Below are 18,917 nucleotides of genomic sequence, written 5' to 3'. Positions count from 1 at the left end.
CTACCATTGTCATGATTTTGTGATCGTACGTGCGCGCGCAGGAGCAGCTTCCTATTTAGGACGATCAAAATCTTAAGCTCGGGACAAGAAGGGCGTAAAGGCCTTGGCCGTTAACTTCTTCCGTTACGTCTGGCGGCACAGCCAGCGCGAGCAGCTGATCGTGCTGTGTTTTGTCGTGGCATCGCTGCCGTTCTACTGGTGGTCGCTCGATGTGCCCAAGCGCATCGTCAACGAGGCGATCCAGGGCAGCGTGTTCGCCCATGGCGAGGCCTCCGCCCGCCTGTTCGACTATTCGATCTCGCTGCCGTCCTTCCTCGGCGGCGCGACCTTCCAGATCAGCGACGGCATCATGCTGCAGCAGGTGCCCTACCTGTTCGCGCTGAGCATGGTGTTCCTCGTGCTCACGCTGATCAATGGATGGTTCAAATACGTCATCAACATCCGCAAGGGCGTGCTCGGCGAGCGCATGCTGCGGCGGCTGCGCTTCGAATTGTTCGCGCTGGTGATGCGCTTCCGGCCGGAGGATGTGCGCACCACCAAGTCGGCCGAAGTCACCTCGATGATCAAGGACGAGGTGGAGCCCATTGGCGGGTTTTTCGGCGAGGCCTTCATCACACCGGCCTTCCTCGGCACACAGGCGCTGACCGCCATGGTGTTCATCCTGGCGCAGAACATGTGGCTGGGCACGCTGTCGCTGTCGCTGATCGCGGTGCAGGGCGTGGTCATCCCCTATCTGCGTCGCGAGCAGATTCGGCTCGGCCGCATGCGGCAGATCGAGTCACGCGTGCTTGCCGGGCGCATCGGCGAGATGGTCGAGGCGGCGCCGGTGCTGCACATCTTCGGCGTGACCCGCTTCACCGGCTCGGAGATCGGCAAGCGCCTCGGCACACTGTTCGACATCCGCCTGCGGCTCTACCGCCGCAAATTCGCGGTGAAGTACCTCAACAACCTGCTGGCCCAGCTGACCCCCTTCATCTTCTACACGGTGGGCGGCTATCTCGCGCTGCAGGGGCGGCTCGACATCGGCCAGCTGGTCGCCGTCATCGCCGCCTATCGCGACCTGCCCGGTCCGATCAAGGAACTGATCGACTGGGACCAGCAGCGCGCCGACGTCACAGTGAAATACGAGCAGGTGGTCGGGGCCTTTTCCAAAGAATTCATGCTGCCGCCGGACCCGGAGACGCCGCCGGAGCCGATTCCGCTCGACGCGCCGATCACCATTGTCGGCCTGCGCGTGCTCAGCACCCGCGGGCTGGTGCAGATCGACCGCATGTCGGCGGCGATCGGCCGGCCCGGCCGGGTCGCGCTGGCCGGGCCCTCGGGGAGCGCGCGTGACATCCTGCCCAAGGTGCTCGGGCGGCAGATCACCGACTATCAGGGCAGCGTCACCATCGGCGGCCGCGAGGTCGGCACCATGTCCGACCGCGAGGCGAGCGCGGTGATGCTCTATGTCTCGGGCGAGCCCTACATCATGTCGGGCACGATCCGCGACAATCTCAGCCTCGCCGTGCGGCGCGCCGTGCCGCCTGCCGAAGAGCCGGCGGATGCGATCGCCCGCTACTGGCGCGACGAGGCGCTGATGACCGACAATCCGATCGTGTCGCCCGACGCGGAATGGATCGACTATGCCGGTCTCGGCCTCGCCAGCCCGGAGGAGCTGAACGCCGCGGTCATTTCGGCGCTGCGCATCGTGCGCGGCTATGACGACATCTTCCGCGTCGGCCTGTCGAGCCAGCTCGGCGACGATCTCGATCCGCACATCGCCGAGCGTATGCTGTCCGCACGCGCCGCCATCCTGGCGCGCTACGAGACGCTCGGCCTGGCGAATTATGTCGAGACCTTCCGACCCGACCACTTCAACACCAGCGCCTCGATCGGCGAGAACCTGCTGTTCGGCGTGTCGATCGGCAGCCGCTTCGCGCCGGAGAACCTGGCGCACGATCCCTTTGTGCGCTCGATCATCGCCGCCGAGGCACTGATCGGGCCGCTCACCGCCATCGGGCTCAAGATGGTGGAGACGGTCGCGGAAGCCTTCCATGGCCTGGCCGCCGACAATCCGCTGCGCGAGCGCTACTCCTTCATCGACGAGGCGGAACTCAGCGAATTGTGGTCGCAGGTGCAGGTCGCCTGGCAGCGCGGCCAGCGGCGGCAGTTCTCGCCGGAGCTGCGCGACAGGCTGATCAGCTACGCGCTGATGTATGTCGAGCCACGCCACCGGCTCAATCTGGTCGACGAGCAGCTGATCGCGCGCGTGCTGCGGGCGCGGGCCAGCTTCCGCGAATTCCTGCCAGCCAAGGATGCCGGGGAGATCGAATTCTACGACACGACCCGGCTGATGCCGGCCGCTTCCATCCGCGACAACCTGCTTTTCGGCAGGATCCGCTACGGCAAGGCGCATGCGCGCGAGAAGCTGGTGGCCGCCGCCGCGCAGGTGCTGGACGAGATGGGGCTGGAGAGCTTCGTCGTGTCCAAGGGCCTCGACCAGGAGGCGGGCCCCGGCGGTCGCCTGCTCTCGCCGCAGCAGCGGGTGACGATCCATCTGGCCCGCGCCATGCTGCGCCGGCCGGACATTCTCATCCTTGACGACGCGCTCTCTAGCTTCGGAGCCACGGAGGCGCATATGATCATGGAGAATATCTTCGCGGCGATGACGGGTAAGACTGTCATCGCCGCGCAGTCGAACGATGATGATCTTGGCGCGTTCGATCTGGTACTGACGTTTGAGGGAGCCAAGCTGATTGGGACCGAGCGCCGAGGGGCGCAAGGTTCCCAGGAACAAGGGGTGGAGGCGCCGGCACCTGCCGAACGCTCACCCGAGGAGGTCGTGAAATGACCATCGAGGACGAAGTCCGATCGCTTCAGAAGTTCCGCATGTTCAAGAATGTGGAAAGCGCGAAGCTGAAGCTCCTCGCGATGATCAGCGACCGCGTGGTGTTCCAGCCCGGCGAGGTGATCTATGCGCAGGGCGATATGTCGGACGCGGTCTACATCGTGCTGGAGGGGCAGTTCAAAGTGTCGCTCAACACGCTGAACGGCGTGATCGACTTTGCCGAACATGTGCGCGGCGCCCTGCTCGGGGAAGCCGGCGTGCTGTGCGATCAGAACCGCATGGCGACCATCACCGCGGAGACCGCCGTGGTGGCGCTGCGGCTCGACCGCCAGCCCTTCCTCGAACTGCTGAAGGAATCGCCGCCGTTCAACCACGCGGTGATGCGCGAACTCGGCCGCCAGATCATGGAGCTGAACAATATCTGCGCCCAGCTCGTCCAGCGGCTGCCGAAGGGCACGCCGGCGGTCGATGCCGGGCACAGGATTGGGGTGCCCGTGGCCGAGACGGCGCACTGACGGCTGACCCATGTCCCTGACCTCGTCAAATCAGCTGCGCGATGGAGCGGGGGCGTCCGGAACGCAGCTGCGCGAAATGCCGTGGGGCTGCGTCGCGCGGCAATGGTCCGGCATCATCCTGTTCGCCTTCGTGCTGACCCACCTCCTGAACCATGCCGTGGGCGTGTTCGGCGTGGAGGCGATGCAGTATGCCCAGCAATGGCGCTGGCTGCTCTGGCAGTCCTGGCCGGGCACGGTGCTGCTCTATGGCGCGGTGGCGACGCATATGTGCCTGTCCGCCTATCGCATCACCCGCCGCCACACCTGGCGCATGCCGCGCGACGAGGCGTGGCAGATCATGTCCGGCCTCGCCATCCCGCTGCTGGCAATCAGCCATGTGATGCAGACGCGGATTGCCTATTCCTGGTTCAGCCTCGATACCAGCTATCAGGCGGTGCTGTATCGGATGTGGCCGGCGGCGGTGGGCTCTCAGGTACTGCTGCTGCTGGTGTCCTGGAGCCATGGCGTCATCGGCATGCACCACGCCATGCGTTACCAGACCTGGTACAATTCAACTTGGCGCATGGTCGGCCTGGTGCTGGCTATCCTGATCCCGAGCGCCGCATTGATGGGCTTCGTCGCCAGCGGACGCGAGGCGTCGGGGGGCATCGCCCCGCAGGGGCTGTCGGAAGAAGACGCGGCGCGGCTGAAGGAAATCGGCGACGTGATCTACTGGGGCATCGCCGCCTTCGCGGCCTGCTTCGTCGGTATCATCGGCGTGTTCTATCTGCGCCGGCGCGCGGGCAATACCGTCAGCATCACCTATCGCGGCTTCGGACGGGTCGAGGTGCCGATCGGCACCTCGATTCTGGAGGCCAGCCGCGTCAACCACATTCCCCATCCCTCCTCCTGCCGGGGACGGGGACGCTGCGCCTCCTGCCGGGTGCAGATCCTGAGCGGCGCCGACAGTATTCCCGAGCCGTTCGGCGCCGAGCGCATGGTGCTCGCCAGCATCGGCGCACCGGGCAATGTGCGCCTCGCCTGCCAGCTGCGGCCCTCGCGCGATATCGGCGTGCGTATCCTGATGCCGGTGCTGGGACGCACCGGCATCGGCTTCGACCATGACGCCGATGCCCAGGAATGGGCGATGGAAAGCCTGGCCACGGTGCTCGTGCTCGACGTTCGCGCTTTCACGACCTTGACGCACAACCGGCTTCCCTATGAGATCGCTGTGCTGATCAACCGTTTCGCTGCCGAAATGCGGCAGGCGGTCGAGAGTCATGGCGGGCGTGTAGACCAGATGTATGGCGACGGCTTGATGGCGGTGTTCGAGGCGTCGGACAAGAAGGGCAAGGGCGCGCGCGAGGCGTTGCGCGCGGCGCGCGACATGACGCGCGTGCTCGAGCTGCTGAACGCGGAGATGCGCGGCGCGCTGCCCATTCCGATCCGCGCCGGCATCGGCATCCACACCGGGCCGGTCGTGCTGGCACGCGTCGGCGACGGGCTCAACGTCAACGAGGTGCGGGCCATCGGTGAGACCGTGGCGGTGGCGGCGACGCTGGAGAGCGCGACCAAGGAATTCATCGCCGACTACGTCATCTCGCAGGAGACCGCCGACGCCTCCGGCTTCGACTTCTCCAGCCTCGGCCGGCGCGAGGTCATGATGGATGTCAGCGGCACCGGCGTCTCCTGCTATGCCGTGCCGGACGCGGCGGCGCTGGATCGGGCGATGTCGGCACCGGCCATGCTCGGCGCATTGCACATGACGAGGGCATAGGGCGTGGGGGAGCAGGGGGCGCAGGCGGCCGGCGGTGACGTTCTGCGTATCGAGGGCCTGCGTATTTCGTTCCTCTCGCACGGACAGGCGAACGAGGTCGTAAAGGGGGTTTCCCTGCGGGTACCGGCCGGGCGCACCGTGGCGCTGGTGGGGGAGTCCGGCTCCGGCAAGACGGTGATCTCGCAGGCGGTGATGGGCCTGCTGCCGCGCAACGGTTTCATCACCGAGGGCCGCATCCTGTTTTCCGATCCGGCCAAAAACACGGCCAAGAGCCCGGTCACGCCCGGCCATGTCCTCGACATCGCCTCGCTGGAGCGCGACGGCAAGAAGATCCGCAAGCTGCGCGGCGGGCGGATCGGCATGATCTTCCAGGAGCCGATGTCCTCGCTGTCGCCGGTGCACACCATCGGCAACCAGATCCAGGAGGCCCTGCAGCTGCACCGCCCGCATCCGCGCCGCGAGGCGCGCGCGGTGACCGAGCGGATGCTCGATCTCGTGGGCTTCCGCGATCCGCATCGCTCCTACGACCAGTATCCGTTCGAACTGTCCGGGGGCCTGCGCCAGCGTGCCATGCTGGCCATGGCGCTGATCTGCCGACCGGCCCTGCTGATCGCCGACGAGCCGACCACCGCGCTCGACGTGACCATCCAGGCGCAGGTGCTGAAGCTGATGAAGGAGCTTCAGCGCGACATCGGCATGGCGATCCTGCTCATCACCCACGATCTCGGCGTCGTCGCCAACATGGCGGACGAGGTGGTGGTGGTCTATCGCGGCCAGGTGATGGAGGCCGGCCCCGTCGACGACATCTTCCGCCGGCCGGGCCATCCCTATCTCAAGGCGCTGCTCAAGGCCTCGCCGGATTTCGACATGAAGCCGGGCGAGCGGCTGGTGGCGCTGCGCGAGGTGGCGCCCCGCCCGCCGGCCGATTTCGTGCGCCGCGACGCCACGCGGGCGGCCGGGCCGACGCCGCTGCTCAGCGTGCGCAACCTGCGCAAATCCTATGGCGGCAAGAAGGGCGCCGGCGTCCTCGCGGTGGACGATGTCAGCTTCGACGTGCTGCGCGGCCAGTGCCTCGGCCTGGTGGGCGAGAGTGGCTCCGGCAAGAGCACCGTCGGCCACATGATCATGCGCTCGCGCACGGCGGATGCGGGCAGCATCACCTATCACGACCCGTCCGGGCCGATCGACATACGCGCGCTGGAGGGGGCGGCGCTGCGCGCCTTCCGCCCGCGCATGCAGATGATCTTCCAGGATCCGGTCTCCTCGCTCTCGCCGCGCATGACCGTGCTCGACATCATCCGCGAGCCGATGATCGTGCAGAACCGCGGCAATGACGCCGAGCAGAAGCGCCGCGCGGTGGAGCTGATGGAATGCGTCGGCCTCGACCCGCGCTTCCTCTCGCGCTATCCGCACAGCTTCTCCGGCGGCCAGCGCCAGCGCATCGGCATCGCCCGCGCCCTCGCGCTCAATCCCGACCTCATCATCTGCGACGAGCCGGTCTCGGCGCTCGACGTGTCGGTGCAGGCGCAGGTGCTGAACCTCCTGAAGGACCTGCAAGCCTCGCTCGGCCTGACCTACCTGTTCATCTCGCATAATCTCGCGGTGGTTCACTACATGGCGGAACGGATCGCGGTGATGGCGCGCGGGCGCATCGTCGAGGTCGGGCCGCGCGACGTCATTTTCCGCAAGCCCGCCCATCCCTATACGCAGGCGCTGCTCAAGGCCGTGCCGCAGCCCGATCTCGACCGGCGGCTGGATTTCGCCAGTTGCGTGCCGACCACCAGCGTCTCCGACCCATCGTCCTGGCCGGAATGCTTCCGCGCCAGCGCGCCCGGACGGCTGAGCATGCTCGACCTCGGCGGCGGGCACACCGTGCTGGCCGATGTCGAATGCACCGCCCGCGACCTGACCGCGGCATGAGGGCGGTGCTATGCTGACGCACAACATGCTGTCGCGCATGCTGCTTTTCGCCCTGGCGCTGCTGCTCTGTGGCGTCGCCGGCCCCGGCGCCGCCCGGGCCGAGGCGCGCGACCTGTCGCTGGAGCCGCCCAGCTTCGTGCGCGATATACTGGAAGGCCAGCTGCCGCCACTCGCCGAGCGCCTGCCGCAAACTCCGCGTATCATCGATCTTCCGGCGATGGGTCGCGAGCCCGGCCGCTACGGCGGCACGCTGCGCATGCTGATGGGCGACCAGCGCGACATCCGCATGATCTCCGTCTACTCCTATGCCCGCCTCGTTGTGTTCAACGAAAAGGGCGAGATCGTCCCCGACATCCTCTACAACGTCGATGTCGAGGAAGGGCGGATTTTCACCCTGCATCTGCGCAAGGGGCACCGCTGGTCGGACGGGCATCCCTTCACCTCGGAGGACTTCCGCTACTGGTGGGAGGACTTCGCCAACAATGAAAGGCTGAGCCCCGGCGGGCCGCCGCTCCAGTTGCTGGTGGAGGGCGAGGCGCCGACATTCGAGGTTCTCGACGAGACGACGGTGCGCTTCAGCTGGTCGAAGCCCAATCCGGGCTTTCTGCCGGCGCTGGCGGCGGCGCAGCCGCTCGTGATCATGCTCCCCGCCCATTACATGAAGCAGTTCCACCAGCGCTACGCCGATCCGCTGAAGCTCTCCAGCCTGATCAAGCAGTTGCGGGTGAAGGACTGGTCAGCGCTGCACGACCGCATGGCGCGCGCCTACCGGCCGGAGAACCCGGAGCTGCCGCAGCTGGGGCCGTGGATTCCGCGCACCTCGCCACCAGCCGAGTTGTTCGTGTTCCGCCGCAACCCGTTCTATCACCGGGTCGACGAACTGGGGCGGCAGCTGCCCTATATCGACGAAGTCACGATCTCCATCGGCACTTCCTCGCTGATCCCGGCCAAGGTGGCCGCCGGCGGCGCGGATCTCCAGGCCCGCTATATCGCCTTCTCCGACTACACCTTCCTCAAGGAGGGCGAGGCGCGCGGCAATTATCAGGTGCGGCTGTGGGAGCGCGGCGAGGGCGCTTATGTGACGTTGGTGCCCAATCTCAACGTCAAGGATCCCGCCTGGCGCGCCCTGCTGCGCGACGCCAATGTGCGCCGCGCGCTTTCCGTCGCCATCAACCGCCGCGACATCAACCAGGTGATCTTCTTCGGGCTGGGCCATGAGGGGGCCAATACGGTGATCCCCGGCAGCCCGCTCTACGAGTCGAAATACGACCGGGCCTGGGCGCAGTACGATCCCGCGCTCGCCAACAAGCTGCTGGACGCGGCGGGGCTGGACAAGCGCGACCATGACGGCTTCCGCCTGCTGCCCGACGGGCGGAGGGCCGAGATCACCGTCGAGACCGCAGGCATGAGCACCGAGGAGACCGATATCCTCGAACTGATCGCCCATGACTGGTACAAGGTCGGCATCCGGCTGTTCGTCCATAGCGCCCAGACCAACCTGCTGCGGCGGTCCGTCATCGCCGGCAATGTGATGATGTCGATGTGGCCGGGGCTCGACAACGCCACGTCGGGCCCCGACATGCCGCCTGACGCGCTGGCGCCGACCAATTCGATGCAACTCCAGTGGCCGCTCTGGGGCCAGTATGTCGACACGGGTGGGCGCGAGGGCGAGAAGCCCGAAATCCCGGCGGCGGCCGAGCTCGCCGACCTCGCCCTGAAGTGGCGCCGCTCGGTCGACACCGCCGAGCGCCGCGCCATCTGGACGCGCATGCTGGAGATCAATGCCGACGAGGTGTTCACCATCGGCATCCTGAACCGCACCAAGCAGCCGGTCGTGGTGAGCAACAAGCTGCGCAACGTGCCGAAGGAGGGGATCTACGCCTTCGAGCCCGGCGCCTATTTCGGCATCTACCTGCCGGATACCTTCTGGTTCGACGACGGCACGTCGGGCCTTGAAGTGACGAGGGACTGAGCGATGCTGCGCTACATCCTCCGCCGCCTTCTCATCATGATCCCCACGCTGCTGGTCACCAGCGCGCTGATCTTCACCGTGATGGAACTGCCGCCGAGCGACTATTTCGAGACCTATGTCGCCGAGATGGCGGCGCAGGGCGAGAAGGCGGACACTAGCCGCATCGAATTCCTCAAGCGCGAATACGGCTTCGACCGCCCGCCGATCGAGCGCTATGTCTACTGGGTCGCCAATTTCGTGCGCGGGGATTTCGGCTATTCGTTCGAGTACGAGATGCCGGTGCGCGACCTCGTCGGCGACCGCCTCGCGCTGACCATCCTGGTGTCGTTCTGCACCATATTGATGACCTGGATCGTCGCCTTCCCGATCGGCATCTATTCCGCCACGCACCAGTACAGCTGGGGCGATTACGGCCTGACCTTCATCGGCCTGATCGGCATCGCCGTGCCGCATTTCCTGCTGGCGCTGATCTTCATGTATTTCGCCAATGTCTGGTTCGGCCTGTCGATCGGCGGGCTGATGGACCCCGTCTATTTCAACGAGCCGATGAGCTGGGCCAAGGCGAAGTCGATCCTCGCCCATTTATGGATTCCGGTGCTCATCATCGGCGCCGGCGGCACCGGCTCGATGGTGCGCGCCATCCGCGCCAACCTGCTCGATGAATTGCAGAAGCAGTACTACATCACCGCCAAGGCCAAGGGGCTGCCGCCGGGCCGGGCGCTGGTGAAATACCCGCTGCGCATGTCGCTGAACTTCTTCGTCTCCTCGATCGGCGACATCCTGCCGACCATCGTCTCCGGCTCGGAACTGACCGCCGTGGTGCTGTCGCTGCAGACCACCGGGCCACTGCTGCTGCGCGCGCTGCAAAGCCAGGACATGTATCTGGCCGGCTCGTTCCTGCTGTTCCTGTCGTGCCTCACCGTGGTCGGCGTGCTGATCTCCGACGTCGTGCTCGCCTTCCTCGATCCGCGCATCCGGCTTCACGGAGGCAGCACCAAATGAGCACGGCCGACACCCTGACCTCCCAGCCGCTGCCGCCGGCCGGGGAGCCGCTGCCGCACTTCGTCGCCACCGGCCCGTTCGACCCCAGCGCCGCCGAGCCGATGACCAAGGCGCAGGAGCGGGTCTATCTCGCCTCCCAACTCACCCTGATGTGGTGGAAGTTCAAGCGCCACAAGCTGGCGCTGATCTCCGGCATCTTCCTCGCCGGGCTCTATGCCTCGATCCTGATCTGCGAGTTTCTGGCGCCCTACAATTACCAGCAGCGCCACACCGACTTCATCCGCTCGCCGCCGCAGGGCATCCACCTGTTCCACGAGGGCAGCTTCATCGGGCCGTTCACCTATGGGCTGAACTACCAGCTCGACATGAACTCGCTGCGGCGCACCTATACCGAGGACACCAGCCGTATTTATCCGGTGCGCTTCTTCTGCCGCGGCGACAGCTACCAGTTCTGGGGTCTCGTCGAGGGCAACCTGCATCTGGTGTGTCCGGGCGAGGGCGGCACGCTGTTTCTGCTCGGTACCGACCGGCTGGGGCGCGACATGCTCTCGCGCATGATCTATGGCGCCCGCATCTCGCTCACCATCGGCCTGATCGGCGTCGCGGTCAGCTTCACGCTCGGCATCATCATCGGCGGCCTCGCCGGCTATTATGGCGGCATCTTCGACATGCTGACCCAGCGCGCCATCGAGGTGGTGCAGTCGCTGCCGCACATCCCGCTCTGGCTTGCCCTGTCGGCGATCATGCCGCCGAGCTGGAGCCCGATCCTGGTCTATTTCGGCATCACCGTAATTCTCGGCCTGATGGACTGGACCGGGCTGGCGCGCGCCGTGCGCTCCAAACTGCTGGCGCTGCGCGAGGACGACTATGTCGTCGCCGCTCAGCTGATGGGCGCGCGCACACCGCGCATCGTGTTCCGCCATCTGGTGCCGGGCTTCATGAGCCATCTCATCGCCATGGCGACCATTGCCATTCCCTCGATGATCCTCGGCGAGACGGCGCTGTCCTTCCTCGGCCTCGGCCTGCGCCCGCCCATCACCTCCTGGGGCGTGATGCTGAACGAGGCGCAGAACATCAACATCGTCGTGCTCTACCCCTGGCTGATCCTGCCAGTGGTGCCGGTGATCGTGGTCATTCTCGCCTTCAATTTCCTCGGCGACGGCCTGCGCGACGCGGCCGATCCCTATCGCTGAGCACTGGGAGTACGCATGTCCGGTCTTTCCCGCCTGGAGAAGACGCTCCACCGGTTGCAGGCGCAGCAGGCATGCCTGGCCTTCGCCTTCGACGAGATCGCCGGGCGACCCGGGCCGGTGGTGGAGCTCGGCCTCGGGCTCGGGCGCACCTTCGACCATCTGCGCCGGCATCTGCCGGATCGCGAGATCCACGTCTTCGACCGGGTCAATGGCGCCTATGTCGATTGCCAGCCCGACCCGTCCCTGCTGCATCTGGGCGAGATCGAGCAGACGCTGCCACCTCTCGCGTCCCGGCTGGCCGGAACGGTGGTTCTGGCAAATTCCGACCTCGGCTCGCATGACCGCGAGCTGAACCGCGTTGTCGCCGCCATGTCGGCGCGGCTGCTGCCGCCGCTGATGGCGCCGCGCGGCATCATCATGTCGGACCTACCGCTGGAGTTGGACGGCTTCGAGACCGTGCCGCTGCCGCCCGGCGCGCGCGAGGGGCGGTATTATCTTTATCGGCGGGGAGGGTAGCCTCCCGCTGCCGTCATCCCTTTCCCATCGTCATCCCGGCCGAAGGCGTAGCCGTAGAGCCGGGATCGCTCTCCAATTGTCCTGCGATCCCGGATCGGCCTTTGGTCGTCCGGGATGACGGCCGCGTCAGATCGGCAGGTATTGCCGCAGGCTGACGAACCGCGCCGCGCCCGAACCGTTTAGCCGCCCGACCAGTTCGTCGAGGAAGCGGTCGATCCACCCATCATGCACGAGGTGGTGGGTGAGCAGGCCGATGGGCTCTAACCGGCCGGGGTCGCTCGCCAGCTCCTCCTCGATCAGCCGTACCAGCTGATCGAGCAGGGCCGCCTCGTCCGCGAGGCCGCCGCCGCCGCGCCAGTTGATCGGGTCCCAATGGGTGTTGAGTCGCAGCGGCATGGCGCCCGGCGCGCGGCGTTTATAGATCGACAGCGCGGTAAATCCGGCCTGCGGCAGGGCCTGTGCCAGCTCCGGCGCGATGCGGTTCCATGGTGGCACGAAGACGGGGAGTAGTTTGCCGGCAAAAAGCTCACCGAGCCGCGCCTTACCCGCACGCACCTCGGCGAGCATGGCGTCGAGCGGCCGGTGCGCGCCGAACTCGGCTTTCTTCTCAGGCGAGGGGGCGTGGTTGGCGTGCGCCCAGCCATGCACCAGCACCTCGACATCAGGCTCATCGGCAAGGCGTTCGGCCAGCGCCGGCGACGCGCGTTGCGGGATCACCGCGAGATGCAGCTTCACGCCCCAGCGCGCGCGGGCGGCGAGCAGCGCCTCAAGCGCGGGCGTCGGCGCCACCGCGTCATCGTCGCGCCACCAGAAATCGAGTGTGCGGCCGGCTTCGCAGGCGCGCGCCAGCACGGCGTCCAGCCGGTTCCAGGCGGCACTCGCGGCCTGCTGCCGCGCGACGGCCGCGCCGACCTGTTCCACTGTACGGGCGGCGCCGTCACGGCCGATGGCGGACCAGTCCGGGCGCGGCGCGTCGAGGCCCGCGCGTACCGCCTGCGCCAGCGCTTCAGCCGTCAGCGTCGCCGCGTCGAGCGTGAAGGCGAGGCCGCGCCGGGCCAGTTCGCCCGCGCGCAGCGTCTGCTCCTGCTCCTGCCCTTCCGCGAAGGGCACGAGGATGGCGCGGGCATTGGCGGCAGCGAGGTCGAGCACGGTGTTGTAGCCGGCCTGGCTGACCGACAGCGCGGCGCGGGCGAGCAAGGCGGGAAAGTCCGGCCGCGCGCGCTCGACGATCAGATTGGCGGGTGCCTGCGTCTTCAGCGCCTCGAAGGCGTCGGCAGGCACGCTGGCGCCGAGCAGCAGCCGCCAGTGGCGCTCGGGGACGAGATGTGCCGCCTCCACCGCGCGCCGCGCCAGCGGCAGGCCGGCGGCCGAACCACCGCCAGAGACGATGATCTCGTCCTGTCCGTCCGTGCCGGCTTCGCTTGCCAGCCGCTCGCCGTCATGGACATAGCCGGTCTCGATCAGCCGGCGGGCCAGCGCGGGCGGCGTCGGCCATGAAGCGCTGAGCGGCACGACCCCACTCGCGCCATGGAACAGCACGCCGTCGTAGAAGGCACCGAGCTTGGCCAGCGCGCCCTCCGCGCGTTTGGGCTTTGAGGGCGGGTTCAGCACGTCGCGAACGGAGGCGAGGATCGCCGGCCGCGGCGTGGCGGCGCGGGCATGTTCGAGCAGCGCGTCGAACTCCGCACGGAGCGAGCGCCGGCCGAACGGGTAGAGCTCGGTGATCAGCGCATCCGGGCGGATGTCGTCGAACGCATCGATCAGCGCCGCGCGTCGCGTCGCCAGATAGGCCGCGTCGGCAATCATGCCGGGCGCGGCGTAGAGCGTGCGGAAATCGCTGCCGAGGCAATGCACCGGCGGCAGCTGAATGACGCGGCAGCCCTGCGTGTTGACGGTTCCCGCCGGCCGGCCGCCGGAGGCGAGGGTGACGTCGAAGCCTTGCGCCGCCATGGCGCGCCCGACCGCCGCCATGCGCGCGAGATGGCCGACGCCGAGCAGATGGGTGACGACGATGAGAACCTTCATGCCGCCCTCGCGGGACGCGAAATGCCGGCGCTGTCGAAGGCAGCGGCAACCGTCGCGGCGGCAGCGGGCAGGGTGCGTTCCGTGGCAACGAAGCGGGCGGCGGCGTCGCCCATGGCGCGACGGCGCGGAGGATCCGTGACCAGCGCGGCGACCGCCTCGCGCAGCGCGGGAATGTCGCCGGGCGGCGTCAGCAGCGCAGTCTCGCCCTCGCGCACGGCGTCTGCGATGCCGCCATAGGCGCCGGCGATGCAGGGCAGGCCATGCGCCTGCGCTTCCAGATAGACGGCGCCGAAGGCTTCGTTGACGCCGGGCCAGACGAAGAGCTCGGCCTGCGCCAGCACCTCACTAAGCGCCGCCCGCTCGCCGATCGCGCCGCGATAGCGCACGCGCGACCCGAGCGGGGCGAGGGCGGCCTCCACCTCGGTCCGTGCCGGGCCGTCGCCCACCACATCCAGCGTCCAGTCGCCCTCCAGCCCGGCCAGCGCCTGCCCGAGCTGGCGATAGGAAGCGAGCTTGTCGCCGTGCCGCATCATGGCGACGGTGACGAGACGGGTGGCCGGCGCGTCCATCATCGGCCGGTGGGCGGGCAGGGACGGCCATTCCGACAGGTCGAGGAAGGGTTTCAGGTCGACGATGCGCTGCTGCGGCGGGCGGTGCAGATCCAGCATCTCGCGGTCGGCCCTGGTGGGGGTGAGCAGCAGCTGGGCGGCGTCGATGGCGGCTTCGGCCAGCGCGTGACCCTCGGCGAAGCGGCCAGCGGCGCGCTTGGGTGCGCGCGAGGGCTCGGCGATGACATAGGGCACGCCGAGCGCGCGCGCGAGCGCCGGGCCGATCAGGTCGGGCGCCTTGTAATAGACGTGGTAGGTGAACACGCAGGCGACGGGCGCGCGGCCACGCTCGGCCGCGATGAGGCGGTCGATCTCGGCGGCGGCCTCGTCCTGCAAGGCTTTCCAGTGCGCGGGCGAGGGTTCGGGGCAGAAGCTGCGCAGCCGGGAGGCGAGCTCGACGTCATAGCCGAGGCTGGCGAGCAGCCGCGAGAACAGCCGCGCCATGGTGCGCTCGCCGGAGGGGACGGGATGGTCCGGCGCCTTCAGCGGGGCGAGGAACAGGCAGCGCATCGCCTTACTGTCCGGGGGCGAGGCTGCCCGCCGCCTCGGTGGCGGCCGCCGTGCCGGGAGCCGGGTGCACGCCGCCGGCGCTCGCGCTCAGCCGGGCTTCCAGCCGGTCGATGCCGGCGTCAAAGGTGAAGTCGGCCTTCAGCCGCGCCAGCGCCGCCATGCCGAGCCGCAGCCGCCGCGTCGGATCGCCGATAAGGGCGGCGAGCGCCTGCGACAGAGCCGGAGCGTCGCCGGGTGGCACCAGCACGCCATTGACGTCGTCATCGATGAATTCCGGTACGCCGGCGAAGCGAGTGGAGATGGCCGGCAGCGCCTGCGTCGCCGCTTCCATCAGCACATTGGGCAGGCCGTCGCGGTCGCCATCCTCGCCGGGCTGGCTCGGCAGCACGAAGATATCCGCCTCGCGGAGCGCCTCGACGACCGCCTTTTGCGCCTGGCTGCCGCGCCACTCGATGCGATCCGACAGGCCGAGCCGTTCCGCCTGCTGTTTCAGTGCGGCGATGAGTTCGCCCGAGCCGATATGCACCAGCCGCCAGTGGAGATCGGCGGGCAGCAGGGCGAGCGCGTCGAGCAGCTTGTCGAAGCCCTTCTTGGTGACGGCGCGGCCAACCGCGACGATCCGCACCGGGTCGGCGGGGGCGCGCCCGTCGGCGAGGTGCTCGCGCGGCGGGGGCGCGGGGAAGCGGGCGAGGTCGAGGCCGTGATAGACCAGCTCGACCCTGGCGCCCGCCGGGCCGGCGACGCGGCGCAGTTCCTGCCAGCCATCGGCGGTGCAGGTCACGCCCCAGCGCGCGTCGGAGATCTTCTCGGCGCGCTCCCATTCCGGCGTGGTCCAGATATCCTTGGCATGCGCGGAGAAAGAGTAGCTGCGGCCGGAGAGCAGAGCGGCATAGCGCGTCACCGAGCCGGGCGTGTGCAGGAAATGCACGTGCAGATGGCGGATGGCGGGATCGAGCTCGCGGGCCAGCACCAGCGCCTGACCGAGCCGGCGCAGGCGGCTGGCGCTCGGGTCGCGGCGCAGATCGCGCAGGAAGGTGCGCAGCGTCGGCCTGAAGGCGAGGTGGCGGACCGCGTGAACGAAGCCCTGCCACACCCGGCGCGGATCGTCCTTGAGATATTCCGGGAGATAGAGGAGCCGGGCGGTGATCTCCTCATGCATTGGGTGGCGGTAGCGGTCGGTGGGGCGGCGCAGCGACCAGATGTCGAAGACGAAGCCGCGCCGCTCCAGCTCCAATATCTCCTGGGCGATGAAGGTCTCCGACAGGCGCGGATAGCCCTTCAGCACGAGGGCGACGCGGGGCGTGCCGTGGTTCGGCACCGCGGGCGACGGCACAGATGCCGGCACCTCAGCCTCCGACGCTGACGGAAACGCCGGCCGCGCCCGGCCCGTCAATATAGGGCGCCAGATGGTTGGAGATGCTGGCAAGGCCCTCCAGCATGCCCGGCGAGGCGGATTTCGACGGCGGCCCCTGCTCGCACAGCGCGGCGAGCGCGCCGGCCATGACGTGCGGATCGCGCGAGGTGGCGCCTTCCTCGACCGGATCGACCAGCATGCGCATGAGGCCGAGCTTCTCCGCCCGCGTGGCACGGATCAGCTGTTCCTGGCGCGGGCGCGAGCGCGGCACCAGCAGCGCCGGCTTGTCGAAGGAAAGGATCTCGCAGAACGTGTTGTAGCCGCCCATGGCGACTACGGCGCTGGCGCGGCTCATCAGCCGCTCGATCTTGGGATCGAACACGATGGAATCGACCTTGGAGAGCCGGTCGATGCGTTCCTGGAAATGGCTGCGCTGGGTGTTGGACAGGAACGGCCCGAAGGCGATGACGGCGGGCAGAGGAATGTCGCGATTGGCCTCGTAGGCCGAGATCACCCAGTCGATCAGCCCGGCCCCGTCGGCGCCCCCGCCCGTGGTCACCAGGATGAACGGCCCCTTGGTGCTGCGCGGGTAGCGCACGCCGGAAGTGCCGGAGGGCACGGAGCGGCGCAGATAGCCGGTGTAGACGATGCGCGAATGCAGGTCCGCCGGCATGGGAATTCCGTCGAGCGGGCGGTAGAACTCTTCGGAGCCATAGACCAGCACGTCGTCGTAATAGTCGGTCATGGCGCGGATGGCGCCCTTGTCGTGCCATTCGGCGCGGATGGTCTCCGGGCTGTCGAGCACGTCGCGCACGCCGATGATGCGGCGGGTGCCCATCGTGCCCATCAGCTTCAGGCTCGGCACCAGCTCGCCGCGAAAGCCGGCCGGCTCCTTGTCGGCGATGAAGATGTCGGGCCGGAACGCTTCTGCCGTCTGCCGGATCAGCGATTCCCGGATCGCGGTGACCTCCGGCAGGTCGAGGCGCAGATTGGCGCTGGCGTAGCTGCCATTCTCGCTCTTGGCGATGCCCGGCACATGCACGAAGTCGATGCCGGGGGCGAAATTGAAGCTGCCGGCGAGCGACGAGCCGGAGATGATCAGCACCGAGACATCGCCATGCGCCGCCACCAGCGAGTTGGCGATGGCGCGCGAGCGGCGGATATGTCCCAGCCCATAGGTGTCGTGGCTGTACATCAGGATACGCGGCATCCTCTTGCCCGGCCGGGAAGAGTCAGGCTGGGAGACGGGGCTGGTAACGCGTTCCATCAATATATCCGGTAGGGGCCTTTGCCGCGATGCGGCATCCACTGAGGAAACCAGCGGCGTCCGCACAAGCGTGCCGAGGGATGGTAAGACGACGCGATAGGCTGTGTCGAGCCTGTGCGGGATAACGCGTAGGTCGGTTTCGATAAACCGTTCGCGACAGCCAGCTGGGGAAAACTTCGCGTTGCGGCATATTTGTCGCTCTGCACGAGCCTAACCCTCCGCACCGAGGGTCGATCGCCCCATCGAACGCAGCACGTCGATGAAGTCGGCGGCGTTGGCGGAGGGTGTCTCGCCCTTGCGGGTGATGATGCCGAGCATGCCGAGCTGGTTCGGCATGGCGACCGGCAGGCGGGTGAAGGTGCCGCTGGCCACGCCCTCCACCAGGATGGACTTCGGCAGGCACGCCACCATGCCGGCCTCGCGCACCAGATGCAGCGTGGCGAAGATCGAGGTGGTCTCGACGCAATTGTCGAGCGAGACGACGCCCTGTTCGGCGAAGGTGCGGTCGATCAGCTGGCGCATCGGGCTGCTCTTGGGCTGCAGCACCCAGGGCAGCCGTGCCATTTCGACAAGCGGGATCGCCGCGCGTCCGGCCAGCGGGTGGTCGTTGGCGGCGAAGATCCACAGTTCCTCGCGCGCCAGCGGCTCGATGTCGAAGGCCAGCGCATCCTCCGGCTCGGTGAAGCGGCCGATGGCGAGCGCGATCTCGTTGCGGCTGAGCGCGCCGAGCAGGATGTCGCTGGTGGCGGCGAGCAGGCGGATGGTCATCAGCGGCCGGCGCTGCTTCAGTTCGGCGATGGCGCGCGGCAGGAGGCCCGGCGTTGTCGCCATGATGGCGCCGATGGCCAGCGCACCGAAGCCGCCGGCCTTCAGATTGTCCAGCCCCTCGGCGAAGCTGTCGGTCTCGCGCAGGAGGCGCGCGGCATAGTCGGCGACGAAGCCGCCGATCTCGGTCAGCGCCATGCCGCGCGGACGCCGCTCGAACAGCGCGGCGCCGAGAATATGCTCGGCATCCTGCAACATCTTGGTCGCCGCCGGCTGCGTCACATGCATCTCCACCGCGACGCGGTGCAGATTGCCGTTGCGCGCCAGCGCGTCGACGAGGCGCAGGTGCCGCAGGCGGAGCCGGGCGATCAGATGGGCGGCAAGGGGAGGGGCCATGGGACGGGGGTGCCGAGAGAGGAGATGGAACCGATAACCTGAAGGAATTATCCAAGTCAGAATTTTCATTATTCAGTTATCGGGCCTGCCGCTAGTGGAAGTGCGGTCAAGAGCCGCCCGCCAGAAGGCTGCCGTGAAAATACGCTCAGGAGAAACGTTCGATGAAACTCGTGCGCTATGGGTCTTTCGGTTCGGAGAAGCCCGGGCTGGTTGATGGGGCGGGGGTTCTTCGCGACCTCTCGGCCGTCGTTGCCGACATTGCCGGGGCGGCGCTGCTGCCGGAAAGCC

13 protein-coding genes and 1 pseudogene are annotated in these 18,917 nt (G+C 67.8%); 9 read left to right on the top strand and 5 right to left on the bottom strand.

Features of this window, described 5'->3' with window-relative positions; all coding sequences use genetic code 11:
• Window positions 1-103: 103 nt before the first annotated feature.
• From ACO2RV_RS03570 to ACO2RV_RS03535, 8 genes are read left to right on the top strand one after another with little or no spacing between them, the layout of a single operon-like run.
• Window positions 104-2,833 (top strand): ABC transporter transmembrane domain-containing protein, encoded by a 2,730-nt coding sequence (locus ACO2RV_RS03570; RefSeq protein ID WP_423289912.1) that lies wholly within the window; start codon window positions 104-106, stop codon window positions 2,831-2,833.
• Entirely contained in the window at window positions 2,830-3,345 is a 516-nt protein-coding gene (locus tag ACO2RV_RS03565; RefSeq protein WP_423289910.1) for a cyclic nucleotide-binding domain-containing protein, read from the top strand. Before ACO2RV_RS03570 ends, ACO2RV_RS03565 begins: the two co-directional genes overlap by 4 nt.
• Before the next feature lie 10 nt (window positions 3,346-3,355).
• On the top strand, window positions 3,356-5,101 hold the full coding sequence (locus ACO2RV_RS03560) for an adenylate/guanylate cyclase domain-containing protein (RefSeq protein WP_423289908.1): 1,746 nt from the start codon (window positions 3,356-3,358) through the stop codon (window positions 5,099-5,101).
• 3 nt (window positions 5,102-5,104) lie between these two features.
• Window positions 5,105-7,021, top strand: a complete 1,917-nt coding sequence (locus ACO2RV_RS03555) for an ABC transporter ATP-binding protein (protein ID WP_423289906.1) — start codon at window positions 5,105-5,107, stop codon at window positions 7,019-7,021.
• A gap of 10 nt (window positions 7,022-7,031) precedes the next feature.
• Entirely contained in the window at window positions 7,032-8,993 is a 1,962-nt protein-coding gene (locus ACO2RV_RS03550) for an ABC transporter substrate-binding protein (RefSeq protein WP_423289905.1), read from the top strand.
• A 3-nt stretch (window positions 8,994-8,996) separates the two neighbouring features.
• Entirely contained in the window at window positions 8,997-9,995 is a 999-nt protein-coding gene (locus tag ACO2RV_RS03545; RefSeq protein WP_423289903.1) for an ABC transporter permease, read from the top strand.
• Window positions 9,992-11,188 (top strand): ABC transporter permease, encoded by a 1,197-nt coding sequence (locus ACO2RV_RS03540; protein ID WP_423289901.1) that lies wholly within the window; start codon window positions 9,992-9,994, stop codon window positions 11,186-11,188. Before ACO2RV_RS03545 ends, ACO2RV_RS03540 begins: the two co-directional genes overlap by 4 nt.
• Before the next feature lie 15 nt (window positions 11,189-11,203).
• A complete protein-coding gene (locus ACO2RV_RS03535; RefSeq protein ID WP_423289899.1) occupies window positions 11,204-11,704 on the top strand; it encodes a class I SAM-dependent methyltransferase in 501 nt (166 codons plus the stop codon).
• 126 nt (window positions 11,705-11,830) lie between these two features.
• On the opposite strand, the gene ACO2RV_RS03530 is transcribed toward ACO2RV_RS03535, so the two are convergent.
• From ACO2RV_RS03530 to ACO2RV_RS03510, 5 genes are all read right to left on the bottom strand, one after another.
• A complete protein-coding gene (locus ACO2RV_RS03530; protein WP_423289897.1) occupies window positions 11,831-13,729 on the bottom strand; it encodes a glycosyltransferase in 1,899 nt (632 codons plus the stop codon).
• Complete coding sequence (locus tag ACO2RV_RS03525) at window positions 13,726-14,847, bottom strand: glycosyltransferase family 4 protein (protein ID WP_423289895.1); 1,122 nt, start codon at window positions 14,845-14,847, stop codon at window positions 13,726-13,728. Before ACO2RV_RS03525 ends, ACO2RV_RS03530 begins: the two co-directional genes overlap by 4 nt.
• Window positions 14,848-14,851: 4 nt before the next feature.
• A complete protein-coding gene (locus ACO2RV_RS03520; protein ID WP_423289893.1) occupies window positions 14,852-16,192 on the bottom strand; it encodes a glycosyltransferase family 4 protein in 1,341 nt (446 codons plus the stop codon).
• Between the two features lies 1 nt (window position 16,193).
• Window positions 16,194-17,468 (bottom strand): glycosyltransferase family protein, encoded by a 1,275-nt coding sequence (locus tag ACO2RV_RS03515; RefSeq protein ID WP_423289891.1) that lies wholly within the window; start codon window positions 17,466-17,468, stop codon window positions 16,194-16,196.
• A gap of 210 nt (window positions 17,469-17,678) precedes the next feature.
• Window positions 17,679-18,629 (bottom strand): LysR family transcriptional regulator, encoded by a 951-nt coding sequence (locus ACO2RV_RS03510; RefSeq protein WP_423289889.1) that lies wholly within the window; start codon window positions 18,627-18,629, stop codon window positions 17,679-17,681.
• Between the two features lie 161 nt (window positions 18,630-18,790).
• Here ACO2RV_RS03510 and ACO2RV_RS03505 point away from each other — a divergent pair.
• A pseudogene (locus ACO2RV_RS03505) lies at window positions 18,791-18,917 on the top strand (2-hydroxyhepta-2,4-diene-1,7-dioate isomerase); the annotation flags it as partial.

It is taken from the genome of Ancylobacter sp. VNQ12, from assembly GCF_049445835.1.
GTDB lineage: Bacteria > Pseudomonadota > Alphaproteobacteria > Rhizobiales > Xanthobacteraceae > Ancylobacter.
The sequence above is the reverse complement of the archived record's forward strand: the minus strand, read 5'-3'. Positions and strand labels throughout refer to the sequence as shown.